We start from the raw sequence: 16,855 nt of genomic DNA, 5'->3' as shown, positions 1-16,855 counted from the left end.
CTCAAGCAGTCTCTTTTTATTTTATAAAAAATTACTATTTTTCTTTATAAATATTGCTCATAAGGTTGTTTCGTTAGTATATATTGCTTAAAATAAAATTTAATGGCTAAAATTTGGAGGAGAAATATGAAAAACAAATGGAAATTTTTCATTGCAAGTGGCGCATTTGCTTTATTGTTAGCTGGTTGTGGTAAAGAAAGTACAAATCAAAAAACACAAGTATCTGAAACAGCGGAACAAACATTTATGATGTATAAACAACAACATATGAATGAGGATAGTTTAGGTAGCGGAGATTTATATATACATAAAATAGGACAAAAAGAAGATGAAAAAATTGCAAGTGACGTATTAGAACAGAACTTCCACTATAACGTAGAAAAAGACTATGTTTTATACCTATCTGATGATTATGACTTATATAAGGTTGCTTCAGGAACGTCAAAAGAAAAATTAGCAAAAAATGTTGTGACATTTGAACAGCTAAATAATAGTGATATTATTTTTTACCGTGATCAAGACGAGAATCTATATAGTATCGATTTAGGTCAAAAAGAAGTAGTTACTGAAAAAATTGGGAACGGTGTGTCGCAGTACACACTAAAAGACAAACAAATTTATTATGTAAGTAAAGATCAGGACCTTCTTGTTTATAACTTAGAAACACGTGAAGAAAAAACTATAGCAGAACAAGTGAATGCTTTTAAATTTAATGGAGAAGAAATATTTTATACAAATGAAGATAACATGTTATTTTACAAAGAAAATGAAGATAAAGAGGGCGTAAAAATAACTGGTGACAGTGTCGGGCTGTATATGGTTGAAAAGGATGCAAATGATATTTATTTTGTTTCAAATGAAAATGAAGATAATAGTCTTAAAGTAAGCGATATGAAGGATCAAAATCGTACATCAAAAATTGCAGATGATGTAATTGATTATCAAGTGGTAGACCACGAGACAATTTATTTAACAGGTGATGGTGATTTATTCACAACAGCTAAGGATCGTGACACATCGAAAAAGTTAGCAACAGATATTTCGAATTTCTCTGTACACAATGGTGAAGTATATATGCAAGATGAAGACGAAACATTGTATGTGCTAAAAGATGAAAAACAGCAAAAAATTGCCTCAAATGTAGAAGAATCATATATTTCAAAAACAGGTGAAGTTGCTTATTTAACTAAAGATCATGATTTAATGGTAGACCATCAAAAAATTGAATCAGATGTACAGAGTATGGCGAATATGAATGGTACAGTTGCGTATGCAACGGATGAGAATAAATTATATTATATGAACTTGGGTAATATTGACGATGTGAAATTAGTCTCAGATGAACTTAATCATTATTCAACAGTTAGTTATTTGAATAAAGAAATCTATCGTAATACACTTTCTTTTAAAGACATCGCAGGATATTGGAAAGCAACAGATAGTGAAGAACCAAGTTATGTTGTCATTAAAGAAAATGGTGATTTTTCAACGATGTATAGTGAAAAGCCAATTCGTTTGAAAATCGAAAAAGATAGTGCTTCATTTATGAACTTTGTAGCAGTTGGTAAGACAAGTGGTGAAGATTTGGCTGCAGATTTTACATTAGAAGACGATAAATTGACAATTCATTATTCATCATCAGAAGATGGACAGAAATTTGAACGTGTAGCAGAAGCTTCTGCTAAAGCAGCTATGAAACAATATCAACAAGAACAAACAGCGCAAGAAAAACGTGAGCAAGAACACGAATTAGCAATTGAAGAAGAAGAGATTACAAATGAGATGGATCAAACGGTTAGAAGTTATCTATCAGAATTTAGTTATGCAATGAATTCTGGTGATACAAGTAGTTTATCAAGCTATATTTCACCAAGTTCTAGTTTTTATAAAAGCCAAAAACAATATATTGAAAATAGCTTCGATAAAGGTAATGGTGTAAATGAAAATAATACAACAATTGTGAATCATGAGAAAATAAATGACAGTAAGTATCATGTAAGTGTTGATGAAGATTACACAATTTATAAAGAAGATGGTTCTTCGAAAGATGCTGTATATACAAATGTTTATACGGTAGAACGATTTGATAATGGTTGGTATATTACAGGGTTAAATGAATAAAAATAAAAACGAGGGTGGACGAAAATCCATACCTCGTTTTTAAAGTTGTTAAAACTGAATTGCCATTCATAAAAATACAATTCAATTCTTTAAAAGGTTAAAATATAATATTTTCTATAATAATCAATTATTTTCTCTTAAAAAGCTATTTTTTGTTAGATTTTTCTTTTCCTTTTTTGTACAATGACATGTAGTAATACAAAAAATGGAATTCGACGAAGGGGAGAATGATTCGTATGATGGATACACCTTTAGTATTGACGAGTTTTTTCAAAAGGGCAGAAACGTATTTTAAGCACAAGCCGATTATTTCGCGCACATCGGATACAATGATACACCGATTAACGTACGCTGATTTTGCAGTTCGTACAAAAAAGTTAGCTGCTGTACTCGAAGATTTTGGTTTACAGAGAGGAATGAAAATCGGTTCATTCGCTTGGAATCATCATCGTCATTTAGAAGCATATTTTGCAGTTCCTTGTTCAGGTGCAGTGCTTCATATGGTGAATATTCGTTTAGCGCCAGAGCATCTCATCTATATTATCAATCATGCAAAAGACGAGATTCTATTGGTGGATGACGATTTATTACCGATTATTGAAGAAATCTATACAGAGTTGAAAACAGTTCGTGCTGTTATCGTCATGGGGGATGATGTTGATGTGTCACAGTCTACGATTCCAAATATTTTTGTGTATGAAGATTTATTAAAAGAAGCGCGTACAGACTTTGAATTTCCAGAAGATTTAGACGAAAAGATGCCAGCAGGTATGTGCTATACGAGTGCGACAACGGGATTCCCAAAAGGTGTTGTGTATACGCATCGTAGCCTTGTCTTACATGCGCTATCACTTGGTCTTGTGGAAACATTTGGTTTACAAGAGAGAGATATCGTTATGCCTGTTGTTCCAATGTTCCACGTAAATGCATGGGGTTTACCGTTTGCATGTGTGAATTTTGGTGCGACACAGGTGTTACCGGGACCACATTTTACACCGAAGATTTTGCTTGATTTAATCGAATCAGAGCGCGTTACATTATCGGCAGGTGTTCCTACTATTTGGCTTGGCATGATGCAAGAGTTAGAAAAATCAGAAGTGCCAAGAGATATTGCGTCGCTAACACGTCTTGTAAGCGGTGGTTCATCATCGCCAAAAGGATTGATTAAGGCATTTGAACAAAAGTATGGTGTGAATTTCTTAGTTGGTTATGGTATGACCGAGACGAGTCCGATTGTGTCGGTTTCGAATTATAGTTCGGAAATGGACGACTGGGATTACGATGATAAATTAGAAGCACGTAGTACACAGGGAATGACGGTATCTCTAATTGAAACGCGTATTATTAATGAAAATGGTGAAGTACCGTGGGATGGTAAAACGATGGGGGAACTTATGATACGGGGTCCATGGGTGGCAGATGAATATTACAAAGATGAGCGTACAGCAGATGCCTTTCGAAATGGCTGGTTGTACACAGGGGATATCGCAGTTCGTACACCACAGGGCTATATTAAGATTACGGATCGTACAAAAGATTTAATTAAGAGTGGCGGGGAATGGATTTCTTCTGTTGATTTAGAGAATGCGCTCATGACACATGATGCCGTATTTGAAGCAGCAGTGATTGCAGTTCCTCATCCGAAATGGCAAGAACGACCACTTGCTTGTGTTGTAACGCATGAAAAACCAGCAGATGAAGCAGTTTTAAAAGCCCAGTTGTTGGCTTATTTAGAACAAGATTTTGCGAAATGGTGGCTTCCAGATGATGTTTTATTCTTAGATGAAATCCCAAAAACGTCGGTAGGTAAATTCCTAAAAGCAAAATTACGTGACGAAATTAACGAATATATTTAAGAATGAAAAAATACCACAGTGTCTATAAGACAGCGTGGTATTTTTTCATTTACGCATCCATTAACTTTCTAAAATGAACGCGTTTGTTTATAAGTAACATGATTGGAATGGCGATCAGCATAACGATGGCTTCACCAATTGCGACTGTTAACCAAGTATACCCGAATGGTAAATCGAAAATGATATTTAATTCCCATGCGATGAGCCACATCATGAATGAGAAGACAACCGTATTAAAAATCATACGTGCCACAATTGATTTGATGAATTTTGCGGATAGGATTGTAATACCTAATGATAAAGCAGTCTGCCCTACGCCGAATAATAAATCAATCGGTCCATTCGGTGAAAAGAGGTTAGTAATAAACACACCAATCACGATGGCGTAAAAATATTTTTTATTAAACACAATTAATTGGTTTAAAATCTCACTAAAGCGCAATTGAATCGCTCCAAATGAGAGGGGAGCAAGAAGGAGTGATACCGCAATGTATACAGCTGCGATAATACCACTTGTCGCAAAAAATTTCGTTTTCATATTCATTTCTCCTTAGTTTTTTTTCGTGGGATGGTTACGAACCACGTCGAACATACTTCATCATAAACACATCAAAAAACAATGTAAAGAATTATTTCATAGGCAAATAATTCAGAAAAATTAATTTTTGATAAATTCTTCAAAACATTGATGCACCAACGCTTTAACGCATTAAACCTCAACGATTTAGTGCATAAAATTATCGGAACATTCATAATTTTATTGACTATTCAATTTTACGACTGTAATATTACAATAATTAAGGTAGAAAGCTACATATATTGGGAGGGCTTATAGATGAAGAAAAAGAGTATGTTGTTGTTACTTGTAACAGCAGCCACCATGCTAGTCTTAGCTGCTTGCGGTAAAAAGGACGAAACGCAAGACGAAAAGGCAAATGCAGATGAGAAAACGTATAAAGTTGGTATTTTACAATATGTAGAACACCCATCTTTGAATGAAGCAACAAAGGGTTTCAAAGCGGCACTGAAAGAATCAGGGTTAAAAGTAGAATATGACGAACAAAATGCACAAGGTGATCCAGCGAACAATACAACAGCTGCGAATAATTTAGTTGGTGCAGGAAACGACTTGATTTTCGCAAATGCGACACCTTCAGCACAAGCAGTTCAAACAGCAACAGCTGATATTCCTGTGTTATTTACATCTGTAACAGATGCAGTAGGTGCAGAATTAATTCAATCAATGGAAAAACCAGGCGCGAACGTAACAGGAACAGTAGATACACATCCTGAAGCGATTCCGAACACAGTGAAGTTCATTGCGAATGAATTAAAAGCAAAAAAAATAGGGATGGTGTATAACGCAGGTGAGCAAAACTCACGCGCACAAGTTGATATCGTGAAAAAAGAAGCAAAAAAATATGGTGTAGAAGTAGTAGAAGCTTCTGCGAATACATCAGCAGACGTAAAACAAGCAACAGAATCATTAGTAAGTAAAGTAGATGCTTATTACATCATTACAGATAACACAGTGGTTTCAGCACTTGATTCTGTATTAGATGTAGCAACAGATAAAAAGATTCCAGTAATGGTTGGTGAACTTGATTCAGTGAAGCGTGGCGGTTTTGGCGCATACGGTTTCAGTTATTATGATATCGGTTATGAGGCAGGACAAATGGCTGTTCAAATCTTAAAAGAGGGTAAGAAGCCAGCTGATATTCCAGCAGCATACCCAGCTAACTTAAAATTCGAAGTAAATAAAGAAACTGCTGATAAATTAGGCATTACAATCAACAAAGAGTGGAACGCAGAAGAAGTAAAATAAGAGGAGATGATTCTACATGTTTGTAGCGGTATTTGGCTCTGTAGAGCAGGGAATCATCTATGCAATTATGGCGCTCGGAGTGTATCTTACATTCCGAGTTTTAGATTTTCCCGACTTAACAGTAGACGGTAGCTTTGTAACAGGGGGCGCGACAGCAGCGACGATGATTACACTTGGATATGATCCAATCATCGCAACACTGTGCGCAATTTTAGCAGGTTTTATTGCAGGAAGTATTACAGGGATTTTGCATACAAAAGCAAAAATCAATGCACTATTAGCAGGGATTTTAATGATGATTGCATTGTATTCCATTAACTTGCGTATTATGGGTTCGACACTTGAAAATGGAATTGGGCGACCAAATATTCCGTTATCAAATGCGACAACACTTTTTACAGAGATTAGTGCATTTTGGAAGAGCTTAGGTATTGATGATGTCATTAACAATATGTTACGTGGAATTGGATTTGAACAAACACCGAATACATGGGGGACAGTATTCTTCATGGTGATTGTGACCTTTGCGATTAAATTTGCGGCAGACTGGTTCTTGAAAACTGAAAGTGGTCTCGCATTACGTGCTACAGGTGATAATAAGAAGATGATTCGTAGTTTTTCAGCGAATACAGATACATTGATTATTTTAGGTTTAGGGCTATCAAATGCTTTAGTTGCGCTATCAGGTGCATTAATTGCACAGTATAATCGTTTTGCAGACGTACAAGCAGGTGTTGGGATGATTGTGAGTGGTCTCGCTTCTGTTATTATCGGTGAAGCGATTTTCGGTACAAAGAGTGTTATGCGTACAACATTAGCTGTTGTATGTGGTGCAGTTATTTACCGTATTGTGATTGCGCTTGCCATGCAAATCAAAATCTTCGATACAGGGGATTTAAAATTATTAACGGCTGTCATTGTGATTATCGCACTGGTATTACCTCGCGTAATTGATAAGCGTAAAGAACAGAAACGAAAAGCAAAACGAAAAGCCGAGAAGTTGGCGATGTTAGCACAGGCGAAAAAGGAAGGTGAGACCATTGCTTAAATTAGAGCACATTAATAAGATTTTTAATGAAGGTACACCCGATGAAAAGGTAGCGCTGCAAGATATTCAATTAAGTTTAGAACCAGGTGATTTCGTAACGATTATTGGGAGTAATGGGGCAGGTAAGTCGACAATGATGAACATGATTTCAGGTGCATTAACACCCGATTTAGGTTCGATTCATATTAATCATCAAGATGTGACGCGTTTACCAGAATATAAACGCTCACGTTATATTGGACGTGTCTTCCAAGATCCAATGGCGGGGACTGCACCGAATATGACGATTGAAGAAAACTTGGCGATTGCCTATTCACGTAATAGATCGCGTGGTTTACGCATTGGCGTAAATCGCAAAAGAAAACAACTGTTTAAAGAAGCACTCGCTTCATTAGGACTTAATTTAGAAAATCGTTTATCTGCAAAAGTAGGTTTATTATCAGGTGGGGAGCGACAGGCACTATCATTATTAATGGCGACCTTTACAAAACCAGATATTCTCTTGTTAGATGAACATACAGCGGCACTTGATCCATCACGTGCGGCACTTATTACGAACTTAACAAAAGAACTAGTTCATAAAGATAACTTAACGACATTGATGATTACACATGATATGCAGCAAGCAATTGATTTAGGTAATCGACTTATTATGATGGATAAAGGACAAATTATTTTAGAAGTGAGTCCAGAAGATAAAGTGAATTTAACGATTCCAGATTTAATGGAACACTTCCAAAAAATTCGCGGTGAAAAGATGGTATCAGACCGCGTACTGTTGGCGACTTAAATCTATATATAAAGAGATTGGACAAAATATTTCATTTTTAGAGTTCGCAACGAAAAACTGGAACCGCGATATAGCGCGATTCCAGTTTTTTAATACTTATATTCCAGCTTGTACTTTTGTCTAGCGTTAAACCAATAATGAAAATAATGTGCTATCGTTATTGACTTCCATATATTCAAAACCGTTTGATTGGAAGCGTTCAATGAGTGATGCGTAATCATTCGGACGTTTTAATTCGATGCCGACAAGTGCAGGTCCACTCTCTTTATTGTTCTTCTTCGTATATTCAAAGGTCGTAATGTCATCTTCAGGTCCTAATACTTCTGTTAGGAATTGACGTAATGCCCCTGCTCGTTGAGGGAAGCTGACAATGAAGTAGTAGAGTAACCCTTCATGAATTAACGACTTTTCTTTAATTTCTTGCATACGACTAATATCATTATTTCCGCCACTAATAATGCATACGACTGATTTTCCTTTGATCTCATCTTTATAGAAATCAAGCGCAGCAACCGATAATGCGCCAGCAGGTTCAGCGACAACTGCTAATTTATTGTATAGCTCTAAAATATGTGTACATACTTTTCCTTCAGGCACTGCTACGATATCATCCATCAATTGTTGGCAGATTTGATACGTGAACCGACCAACGCACTGAACAGCCGCACCGTCTACAAACTTATCAATTTTCGGCAAGTGAACAGGGTTCGCCTCTTTAAAAGCAGCCTTCATGCTCGCAGCTCCAGCAGGTTCTACACCGATGACTTTTGTAGTTGGTGAGAGATTCTTAATATAAGTAGACACCCCAGCCATTAAGCCTCCGCCACCAATACTCCCGAAAATATAATCAATTGGACGTTCAATATCATTCATAATCTCAACGGCAACGGTGCCTTGTCCAGCGATAATGTCAACATCATCGAATGGGTGAATGAAGATATGATTCTCTGTTTCTGAAAAAGCTTGTGCACTTTTCGCAGAGTCGTCAAATGTATCGCCAGATAAAATAACCTCGACAAATTCGCGGCCAAACATTTTCACCTGGTTAATTTTCTGTTTTGGAGTCGTTGTCGGCATGAAAATATGCCCGAAGATGCCTAGTTGCGCGCAGGCGTAAGCAACGCCTTGTGCATGATTTCCTGCACTCGCACAGACCACACCGAATTCGCGTGCTTCTTCTTCGATGGATTTAATCTTATAGTATGCACCGCGTAATTTGAACGAGCGTACATGTTGTAAATCTTCTCGTTTTAAATAGACGGTAGCTCCATATTTTTCGGATAGATAATCATTTTTTTGTAGTGGTGTGTGTACGACGACATCCTTTAAAAATTGATGAGCGATCAACACATTTTCCACTGTGACGGTTTTTGCTTCTGATACAGTCATATTGTTTTTCCTCCTAATGTCTAAAATATATTGTTTCATTGTAACATAAGAAAGTCTAAAATAATCAGTCAATTCAAAAGGTTTAGCTTATTTTGAAAATGTAAGCGTTTTTATTTTAAACAAAGAAAAAACAAGAAATGTTACAATAGAAGAAGTGAATAAAAAAGGAGAATGACGAATGAACTTTTTCGAACGTATGAAGCAGCTGACAGGCGTCAGTCTCAATAGTGTACAAAAACAAGCAGTGCGTTTTCATGAAGGGCCACTATTATTATTAGCATCACCTGGATCCGGTAAAACGACTACTTTGAATATGAAAATTGGTTATTTAATGCTCGTTAAAAAAGTGCCAGCCAAGCGTATTTTAGCGATTACGTTTAGTAAAGCGTCAGCACGTGATATGGAAGAACGCTTTGAGCAATTTTTCGGACGTTTGACGAATGAGCGCGTAGCTTTTTCAACGATTCATAGTTTCGCCTATAAAGTTGTGCGCGAATATTTTTATAAAAATCAAATAGACTATACATTAATTGAAGGAAATGTGAGTGAAAACTTGCATAAGAAAGTCATCTTGCGGAATCTATTTTCAGAACAGGTCAAACAAGCACCGACTGAAGATGAGATGGATGAATTAGTGACATATATTAGCTTTGTGAAAAATCGTATGGTGGCGACAGATGAGGCACTTAAAAAAGTAAACTGCTCCATCGGTAGCGCCACGAAAATCTTTCGAGCATATGAAGATTTTAAAAAGCAAAATGCTAAGCATGTCTTACTTGATTTTGATGATATGCTAACGTATTGCCTCGATATCTTGCAGCGAGATGAAGAAATTCGCACGAAATATCAACATTTATATGAATATGTTCTAACAGATGAGTCACAAGATAATTCCGTCGTCCAACATGAGATTGTAACGATTCTAGCCGCTCCACAAAATAATTTATGTGTTGTCGCAGATGATGATCAATCCATTTTCATGTGGCGTGGTGCAGATGTAACGAAGCTCTTATCTTTCCAACAGACATATCCGTATGCAAAAGTTTTAACGATGGCTCAAAATTATCGTTCGACACCTGAAATTGTAGATACAGCGAATACATTTATAAAACGAAATCGTAATCGCTATGATAAAAAGATGTTTACGGAGAATCCAAAAGGTGAACCGATTACAATTCATAATATGCGACGCTATGATTTACAACTCAACTATGTTGTACAGGAAATTCAAAAGTCACCGAATCCAAAAGAAGTAGTCGTTCTCTATCGAAATAATGCTTCCGCCATTCGTCTCATTGATTTACTTGAGAAAAAGGACATTCCATTTTATATGAAAGATGTCGACGTGAAATTCTTTAAGCATTGGATTGTAGAAGATATTTTGAACTTTATGCGCCTTTCGTATAATGACCGTCGTGCAGATATTTTAGAGAAGATTTATACGAAAATGAATGCATATATTAAAAAAGCACAGATGCAAGTATTACTAAGAGATGGCGAAGATAGTTCTTGTTTTGACCGCTTACAAAAAAATACCCATGCGCCGTATCAGGAACAAGCTTTAAGAAAGGCAAAAAAGAATATTCAGAAGATGAATACATTGCCACCAGATGAAGCGATTCAGCTCATTAGACGTGATTTGGGCTATGATAAAACACTGAAAAATCGTGCAGAGCATTTAGGTTTTAACGAAGAAAATCTATTGAGTATCGTTAGTCAGCTAGAACATATTGCCGAAGGACTGCCAACACTTGAAGCATTCGCAAAACGATTAAAAGAGTTAGAAGAAATTATGAAAACATCTCGATTTAATAAAAATGAAAATGTCGCTACGCTATCGACAATGCATAGCTCAAAAGGACTCGAATTTGATACCGTCTACATGCTCGACTTAGTAGATGGTGTCATTCCATCAAAAGATGATGTGAAATCCTATAAAGCGGGCGATATTGAGAAGATGGAAGAAGCTGTTCGATTATTCTATGTAGGTATGACGCGCGCTAGAAAACGTTTGGAACTCCTTACGTATAATGAGAAAGACGAAGAAACAACACGTCCTTCAGCCTTCTTAGAAGATATTAAAAAAATTCTTCTTGGTGAAGAAGTAGGCGAATTACAATTGAGTGATGTTGTGGAGAAAAGTGAGCATAAACGTCCAAAAGAAATCATCACGAATAAAAAGTTTCAAAAGAAAGTGGTGCGTGAACTACCAAAAGATGCGATTCAACAAAAACAAGATTTACAACGTGGCTTAAAAGTTTTGCATCAAGTGTACGATGTAGGCTATATAAAAAAAGTGACGGATGATGAAATCGAGATTGTGTTCGATCATTATGGTTCTAAAAAGTTCATGGTGGACTATTGTTTGACGAATGGCATGCTACGTTTCGCAGAAGGCGTATCACAAACATAAATAAAAAGCCGAAATGACGCTATATGGCGCAATTTCGGCTTTTTTATTTTTCAGTTCATCGCGTCGTAAATGTTTTTCTAATTCTTGTTCTTTTTTTCGATTTGGAACGAATTTGGATGCGAACGATGGTGAGTTCAATTAATGTGGTTGACCAGACAATAGGGTCGCTCCAACCTTTACTTCCAGCGCTACGAAATCCAAAGAGTAATAAGGCAAAACCAGTTGTTGAGAGTAACATACGACCAATATCTAAAAGTGAGGCAATGCGACATTTAATAATGTCTGATTGAGTGTAGAGAAAAAACAGCCGACAATCATCATGAACGCAATCAGACGCTTTGTTTTTTCAGGGATTTCTTGTTGTATAGGCGTCTCCTTTTCATCCACTCATCATCTGTACTTATATACCCAAAGTACACATATAAAAAAGAACTTCAACAAAAAATGTCAAAGTTCCTTTAAATCAATTAAAATGTTTCTTCAAAATCCTCATGCCAGCGATAATTGTAGAATGATTCATCTGTGAACCAATTGCTCTCCTCTGTATCGCCTTCTTCTTGGCGTTTGGCTTCTTCTTGTAGCATCCAGCCTGTTTGCGAATTATGTGCTTTCATCGCGTTCATTTTTTGTTCTTTTACATCGCGAATATTGTTGACGATATCAGGCTCACCTAATTCATCTAATGTATTATTCGCAAATGCTACACCATATAAACGTGGACGTTGTTTTTCATCCATACGACGTACTGCACGTACAACTGCACGAGCAGTAGCTTCGTGGTCAGGGTGTACCGCATAGTTCGGATAGAACGTAATGATAAGCGATGGATTGACTTCGTTAATTAAAGAAGTCATCATTTGTACCATTTTTTCATCATCTTCAAATTCAACAGTTTTATCACGTAATCCCATCATACGTAAATCTTGAATGCCAATCGCTTCCGCCGCTTTTTTCAATTCTTCACGACGAATCTCTGGTAGACTCTCACGTGTTGCAAAAGGTGGGTTCCCTAAATTACGTCCCATCTCACCTAATGTTAAGCAAGCATACGTAATCGGTACACCTGCATTAGCATATTGAGCTAATGTACCTGAAACACCGAATGCTTCATCATCAGGATGTGGGAATACAACTAAAATATGACGTTCTTCTTGTGCTAACATGTATTCTTCCTCCTTAATAAGTAAACGGTGTTTCACTAATTTCAAGTGCAACCGCTAATTTTCCATCATAGTCATGACCAGCCATTAATAAGCGACCTTTGTCATCTAATTCAAAATGCGTAATCCCTTGTGCATAAATCCAACCGCCGTTTGCTAACTTTAAACCAACGCGATGTGGTACATCAGGTGTGATTTTTCCAAGTTCATATTGAACGAGTACATTACGAATGAATGCACCTGCATTGAATACTTTTTCATCAAAATGGTTTGCATAAGCGCCATTTGTCGTTTCTAGGTGGATGTAAACGTCTTTATGCGCAAATGAATCAATCAATTGCTGCAGGCGTTCTAAGTTTACTGTTTCCATTATTTTTTCGCTTCCTCTCAAAAAAACATCTACTATTCATTATAATGCTGTTTTTCGAGAAATGCGATTCGTTTGCTTACTTAAATTGAACGACGTAAGCTGATGAAATTTAAAATATAGAAAATGAATGCAAAGAGTAGTAAAACGAGTAAATCAATATAAATCGCTTTAAAACCAAGTCCTTTATACATAATGCTATTCAGTGCATCAGCAGTATAGTAGAGTGGCATCACTTTCCCGACGTTTTGTAACGCGTAAAAAGAGAAATATAAAAAAGCATGGAAACCTTTTAGTTATAGAGAAAAAATTAAAAAGAAATATGAAATTTCGTATTATTCACCAACCAAAAATAAAAAAGGAAAAACTACGGTCATTATGTGGCGTTATCAAGGTGTGATTGATCCGACACTACTTTATCGCACATTTCCAAGAGATTACAAAAGTGATGTGTATATTATGGATTATTTAACAATTCCCGTTTTTAAAGTAGGTAAAAAAGGTTGGGTGTTTATTTAGAAGGTAATGGTGCATCGCTTTATTTAGCAGAGAATAAGAAGGCGTGGGATTATTTTATTGATAGGACATCAAGTTAAAAAGCTCAAGCAAAAAGAGGAATGGCATGTTAGAGCAATTCCTCTTTGTTTAAAATCTATTAATTTGATGAAACAGGTGTTAACTCTTTCATTGTAACTGTTGGCGCACCGTAAATATTTTTCGCTGCGTGAAGTACAGGCCCTACGAATTGGTTTAATTTCCAACCATGTTGAATACCTGCTGCAACGAATTCTTTCGCTTCAAGAACAGCTTCTTTTACAGCAAGTCCTTTTGCAAGGTTCGCTGTAACAGAAGCAGCAAATGTACAACCCGCACCGTGATTATAGTTGGTATCTACTTTCGCTGTTTCAAGTAGGTAGTGCGTTGAACCATCATAGAATAAGTCGAATGCTTGTTCATGGTCAATACCGCGACCACCTTTAATCACAACGTTCTTTGCACCAAGCGCATGAATTTTTTCAGCAGCAATTTGCATTTCTTCAATTGATTTTGGCGTTTTCACACCTGCTAATTGACCGGCTTCAAATAAGTTTGGCGTCGTTACTTTTGCTAACGGTAATAAATATTGAATCATTGCATCTACGTTCCCAGGATTCAGTACTTCATCTTCACCTTTACACACCATAACTGGGTCGATGACTACATTTTCAACACCTGAAGCTTTAATCGCTTCACCTGAAACTTGAATCACTTCTTCAGTTGATAACATACCTGTTTTTAATGCATCCACACCCGTTGAAAAAGTTGTTTTTAATTGTGCTTGTAACACATCTGTTGGTAGCGTGTACACCCCATGTGACCAATTATTGTCTGGATCCATTGTAGCGATGACTGTTACAGCCGCTAAACCATATGTGCCATGTGCTTCAAAAGCTTTTAAATCTGCTTCTAAACCTGCGCCACCTGAAGCGTCCGAACCAGCAATTGTTAATGTTTTGCGTAAAGACATGAAAATCTCTCCCTTTGTATAAATGTCATAGTTTCATTGTAAAATGGGACTGGCTCGAATAAAATAGTCAAAAATGAAGTTTTTTATAAGGTCAGTTTTGTAAAAAGGAGGAAAATACATGAAAAAAAAGCTAAAATGGTCACTTTTCGCTATACTATTACTCGTTATTGTCATTATCGCAACCGTTCTCATCACAAAATATGTATCGAATCATACGAATAAGCAGACTGAAGACGCAGTTGTTGAAAAAATTACAGAATTGAATGAGTTAGCAACAGCAGAAGCTTATTTAAAAGTTATTGTGGAACGTGAAAATAATGCCTTATTCGGTGAAGAAATTGGTTTAGATATCCCCGGAACAAAGCAAAAATTATTAGTAGTCATGCCAGGAACTGTACGTGCAGGTGTTGATTTGAGTAAAATAACAAAAGAAGACGTACAAGTAGATGAGGAGAAAAAGACAATTCAAGTTACGGCGCCAGAACCACAGATTCAGGGGAAAGCAACGTTAGATTTAGAAAAAGTACAGGTTTTCTCAACGAATGGTCTATTTCGAGATGAAGCAACGGTGAAAGATGGTTATAGTCTAGCGAATGATGCACAAAAATTAATGATCAAAGAAGCAGAAACAGCTGGATTACTGAAACATGCAAAAACAAATGCAGAGCAAACCATCCGTAATCTTTTCTCAGCACTTGATTATGAGACAACAATTGAATTTAAGGAGTAGAGCATATATGAACTTACCAAATGATTGGCAACCTATTATGCAAGCAGAAATGGTGAAACCTTATTTTGCTGATTTAATGCAGTTTGTAGAACAAGCTTATGAAAAAACACAAGTTTTCCCACCAAAAGATGAGATTTGGACAGCTTTTGAAAAGACATCTTTTCACGATGTGAAAGTTGTCATTTTAGGACAGGATCCTTACCATGATGATGGTCAGGCGCATGGATTAAGTTTTTCAGTTAAATCAGGTGTGAAAATTCCACCAAGTTTACGTAATATGTATAAAGAATTAGCAGACGATTTAGATGTTTCAGAGCCAACAACAGGTAATTTGAATTGTTGGGCAGAACAAGGTATTTTATTATTAAATACGGTATTAACAGTAGAAGCTCATAAGGCACATTCGCATAAAAATAAAGGGTGGGAGCAGTTTACAGATGCAGTCATTCAACGATTAAATGAGCGTGCAGAACCGATGATTTTTGTACTTTGGGGCAAACCAGCGCAACAAAAGAAAAAATTCATTGATACAACAAAACATATTGTAATTGAAGGAGCGCATCCAAGTCCATTGAGTGCCTATCGTGGATTTTTTGGTAGTAAGCCATTTTCACAAATTAACCACCAATTAATTGCGTGGGGGCATGATCCAATTCAATTTAATTGTCAAAATGATGAACAACTACAATTTGAGCTTGAAAATGAACACACATGAAAATGAATATGATAAAGTGAAAGAGAAAGGTGGTCATACGGAATGAAACCTAACTGCTTTTCTTGTCGCTATTTCATCGTGACATGGGACCCAGCAAGTCCACGTGGTTGTCGTGCATACGGATTTAAGACACGTGAGCTACCCATCGCAGTCGTTAAAAGATCATCAGGCATGGACTGTCTGAAATTTGAAGAGAAACAGCGAGGAACAAACAGATGATTTCATATGATGCCATTATTAAAGAATTACAAAAGCAAATCGCACAAGCACAACAGGCAGCTTCAACATCAGAAAAAAGAGAAGCCTTTTCGGCAATGCGTGCTTTATGTGATGTCGCATTGCAAACGAACGAACCGTCAGTTCAACCAACTTCCTTTACAGCGCCATCACAACCAACACCGCCTGTTCCAACACAAGCGAATAAATTACACGAACCCGATGCCAATGGGGATTCGCTTTTTGATTTTTAAAAGGAGAGAAACACTGTGAAAAAATTTATTATTACAGGTGCTATTATGGCATTCTTATCAGTCGCACTTGGTGCATTCGGTGCACATGCACTTGAAGATTTCTTAGAAGCAAAAGACTATACAAGTGTATGGGAAAAAGCCGTAACATATCAAATGTCGCATGCACTAGGATTAATTGCCATTGGTATTCTAATGGCTCCAAGTATTTTAGGTCCTGTTAAAGAGTTAAAATGGGCAGGTAACTTACTAACAATCGGTATTATTCTATTCTCTGGTAGTTTATATGTACTCGCACTATCAGGAATTAAAGTCATTGGTGCGATTACACCAATTGGTGGTGTAAGCTTCCTAGCAGGCTGGATTTTTGTCATTCTTGCCGCTAAAAAATTCGCAAAATAAATATTTGAAATCTCGCCATCTATTGCATGGCGAGATTTTTTGATGAAAGGGACAAATTCGTGCGC

Annotated in this window: 19 protein-coding genes and 1 riboswitch; of the genes, 12 read left to right on the top strand and 7 right to left on the bottom strand. The window is 36.6% G+C overall.

The genetic code is table 11. The annotated features are described in order from the left end of the window. Positions 1 to 126 precede the first annotated feature (126 nt). A complete protein-coding gene (locus tag KGI01_RS11520; protein WP_141274800.1) occupies positions 127 to 2,121 on the top strand; it encodes a TcaA NTF2-like domain-containing protein in 1,995 nt (664 codons plus the stop codon). Positions 2,122 to 2,357: 236 nt separating this feature from the next. Continuing rightward, positions 2,358 to 3,977 carry a long-chain fatty acid--CoA ligase gene (locus KGI01_RS11515; protein ID WP_141274799.1) on the top strand — a complete coding sequence of 540 codons (1,620 nt, stop codon included), beginning with the start codon at positions 2,358 to 2,360 and terminating at the stop codon, positions 3,975 to 3,977. Between the two features lie 49 nt (positions 3,978 to 4,026). On the opposite strand, the gene KGI01_RS11510 is transcribed toward KGI01_RS11515, so the two are convergent. Beyond that, positions 4,027 to 4,515, bottom strand: a complete 489-nt coding sequence (locus KGI01_RS11510) for a QueT transporter family protein (RefSeq protein ID WP_373863139.1) — start codon at positions 4,513 to 4,515, stop codon at positions 4,027 to 4,029. Between the two features lie 6 nt (positions 4,516 to 4,521). Further along, a riboswitch (PreQ1 riboswitch) is annotated at positions 4,522 to 4,566 on the bottom strand. A gap of 246 nt (positions 4,567 to 4,812) precedes the next feature. On the opposite strand from KGI01_RS11510, the gene KGI01_RS11505 reads away from it, so the two are divergent. Genes KGI01_RS11505 through KGI01_RS11495 form a run of 3 tightly spaced genes read left to right on the top strand, consistent with a single transcriptional unit; the run spans position 4,813 to position 7,640 of the window. Then, positions 4,813 to 5,802, top strand: a complete 990-nt coding sequence (locus KGI01_RS11505) for an ABC transporter substrate-binding protein (protein ID WP_141274797.1) — start codon at positions 4,813 to 4,815, stop codon at positions 5,800 to 5,802. Positions 5,803 to 5,818: 16 nt separating this feature from the next. Next, positions 5,819 to 6,850, top strand: coding sequence for an ABC transporter permease (locus KGI01_RS11500; protein ID WP_141274796.1), 1,032 nt, complete (start codon positions 5,819 to 5,821; stop codon positions 6,848 to 6,850). Next, entirely contained in the window at positions 6,843 to 7,640 is a 798-nt protein-coding gene (locus KGI01_RS11495) for an ABC transporter ATP-binding protein (RefSeq protein WP_141274795.1), read from the top strand. The genes KGI01_RS11500 and KGI01_RS11495 overlap by 8 nt, the downstream gene beginning before the upstream one ends. Positions 7,641 to 7,766: 126 nt before the next feature. Here the strand turns inward: KGI01_RS11495 and ilvA are convergent, their stop codons facing one another. Continuing rightward, on the bottom strand, positions 7,767 to 9,029 hold the full coding sequence (gene ilvA, locus KGI01_RS11490; RefSeq protein ID WP_141274794.1) for a threonine ammonia-lyase IlvA: 1,263 nt from the start codon (positions 9,027 to 9,029) through the stop codon (positions 7,767 to 7,769). Between the two features lie 178 nt (positions 9,030 to 9,207). Between ilvA and KGI01_RS11485 the strand changes: the two genes are divergently transcribed. Beyond that, positions 9,208 to 11,442 (top strand): ATP-dependent helicase, encoded by a 2,235-nt coding sequence (locus KGI01_RS11485; RefSeq protein WP_141274793.1) that lies wholly within the window; start codon positions 9,208 to 9,210, stop codon positions 11,440 to 11,442. 249 nt (positions 11,443 to 11,691) lie between these two features. On the opposite strand, the gene KGI01_RS13980 is transcribed toward KGI01_RS11485, so the two are convergent. From KGI01_RS13980 to KGI01_RS13910, 4 genes are all read right to left on the bottom strand, one after another. Continuing rightward, a complete protein-coding gene (locus tag KGI01_RS13980; protein ID WP_218026250.1) occupies positions 11,692 to 11,829 on the bottom strand; it encodes a hypothetical protein in 138 nt (45 codons plus the stop codon). Positions 11,830 to 11,909: 80 nt separating this feature from the next. Then, positions 11,910 to 12,605: a bacillithiol biosynthesis deacetylase BshB2 gene (gene bshB2, locus KGI01_RS11480; protein ID WP_141274792.1), complete on the bottom strand. Its 696-nt coding sequence runs from the start codon at positions 12,603 to 12,605 to the stop codon at positions 11,910 to 11,912. Between the two features lie 13 nt (positions 12,606 to 12,618). Continuing rightward, positions 12,619 to 12,972 (bottom strand): YojF family protein, encoded by a 354-nt coding sequence (locus tag KGI01_RS11475; protein ID WP_068456069.1) that lies wholly within the window; start codon positions 12,970 to 12,972, stop codon positions 12,619 to 12,621. A gap of 80 nt (positions 12,973 to 13,052) precedes the next feature. After that, positions 13,053 to 13,202: a hypothetical protein gene (locus KGI01_RS13910; RefSeq protein WP_170214787.1), complete on the bottom strand. Its 150-nt coding sequence runs from the start codon at positions 13,200 to 13,202 to the stop codon at positions 13,053 to 13,055. Between the two features lie 145 nt (positions 13,203 to 13,347). On the opposite strand from KGI01_RS13910, the gene KGI01_RS13905 reads away from it, so the two are divergent. Then, a complete protein-coding gene (locus KGI01_RS13905; RefSeq protein ID WP_170214786.1) occupies positions 13,348 to 13,488 on the top strand; it encodes a hypothetical protein in 141 nt (46 codons plus the stop codon). 136 nt (positions 13,489 to 13,624) lie between these two features. On the opposite strand, the gene thiD is transcribed toward KGI01_RS13905, so the two are convergent. Next, positions 13,625 to 14,476 (bottom strand): bifunctional hydroxymethylpyrimidine kinase/phosphomethylpyrimidine kinase, encoded by an 852-nt coding sequence (thiD, locus tag KGI01_RS11470; protein WP_141274791.1) that lies wholly within the window; start codon positions 14,474 to 14,476, stop codon positions 13,625 to 13,627. Positions 14,477 to 14,594: 118 nt separating this feature from the next. Here thiD and KGI01_RS11465 point away from each other — a divergent pair, with 118 nt between their 5' ends. The 5 genes from KGI01_RS11465 to KGI01_RS11445 are packed head-to-tail and all read left to right on the top strand — an operon-like array spanning position 14,595 to position 16,790. Further along, a complete protein-coding gene (locus KGI01_RS11465; RefSeq protein ID WP_141274790.1) occupies positions 14,595 to 15,206 on the top strand; it encodes a DUF4230 domain-containing protein in 612 nt (203 codons plus the stop codon). A gap of 7 nt (positions 15,207 to 15,213) precedes the next feature. Then, the gene (locus KGI01_RS11460) at positions 15,214 to 15,921 is read left to right on the top strand and encodes a uracil-DNA glycosylase (RefSeq protein WP_141274789.1); all 708 of its coding nucleotides are present in this window, start codon (positions 15,214 to 15,216) and stop codon (positions 15,919 to 15,921) included. Between the two features lie 42 nt (positions 15,922 to 15,963). After that, positions 15,964 to 16,140, top strand: a complete 177-nt coding sequence (locus tag KGI01_RS11455) for a uracil-DNA glycosylase (protein WP_141274788.1) — start codon at positions 15,964 to 15,966, stop codon at positions 16,138 to 16,140. Beyond that, on the top strand, positions 16,137 to 16,391 hold the full coding sequence (locus KGI01_RS11450) for a DUF5327 family protein (protein WP_141274787.1): 255 nt from the start codon (positions 16,137 to 16,139) through the stop codon (positions 16,389 to 16,391). Before KGI01_RS11455 ends, KGI01_RS11450 begins: the two co-directional genes overlap by 4 nt. Before the next feature lie 15 nt (positions 16,392 to 16,406). Beyond that, positions 16,407 to 16,790, top strand: a complete 384-nt coding sequence (locus KGI01_RS11445; RefSeq protein WP_087680850.1) for a DUF423 domain-containing protein — start codon at positions 16,407 to 16,409, stop codon at positions 16,788 to 16,790. The last annotated feature ends 65 nt before the right edge of the window (positions 16,791 to 16,855 follow it).

It is taken from the genome of Kurthia gibsonii (genome assembly GCF_006539985.1).
GTDB lineage: Bacteria > Bacillota > Bacilli > Bacillales_A > Planococcaceae > Kurthia > Kurthia gibsonii.
This window is presented reverse-complemented; position numbering and strand designations above follow the sequence as displayed.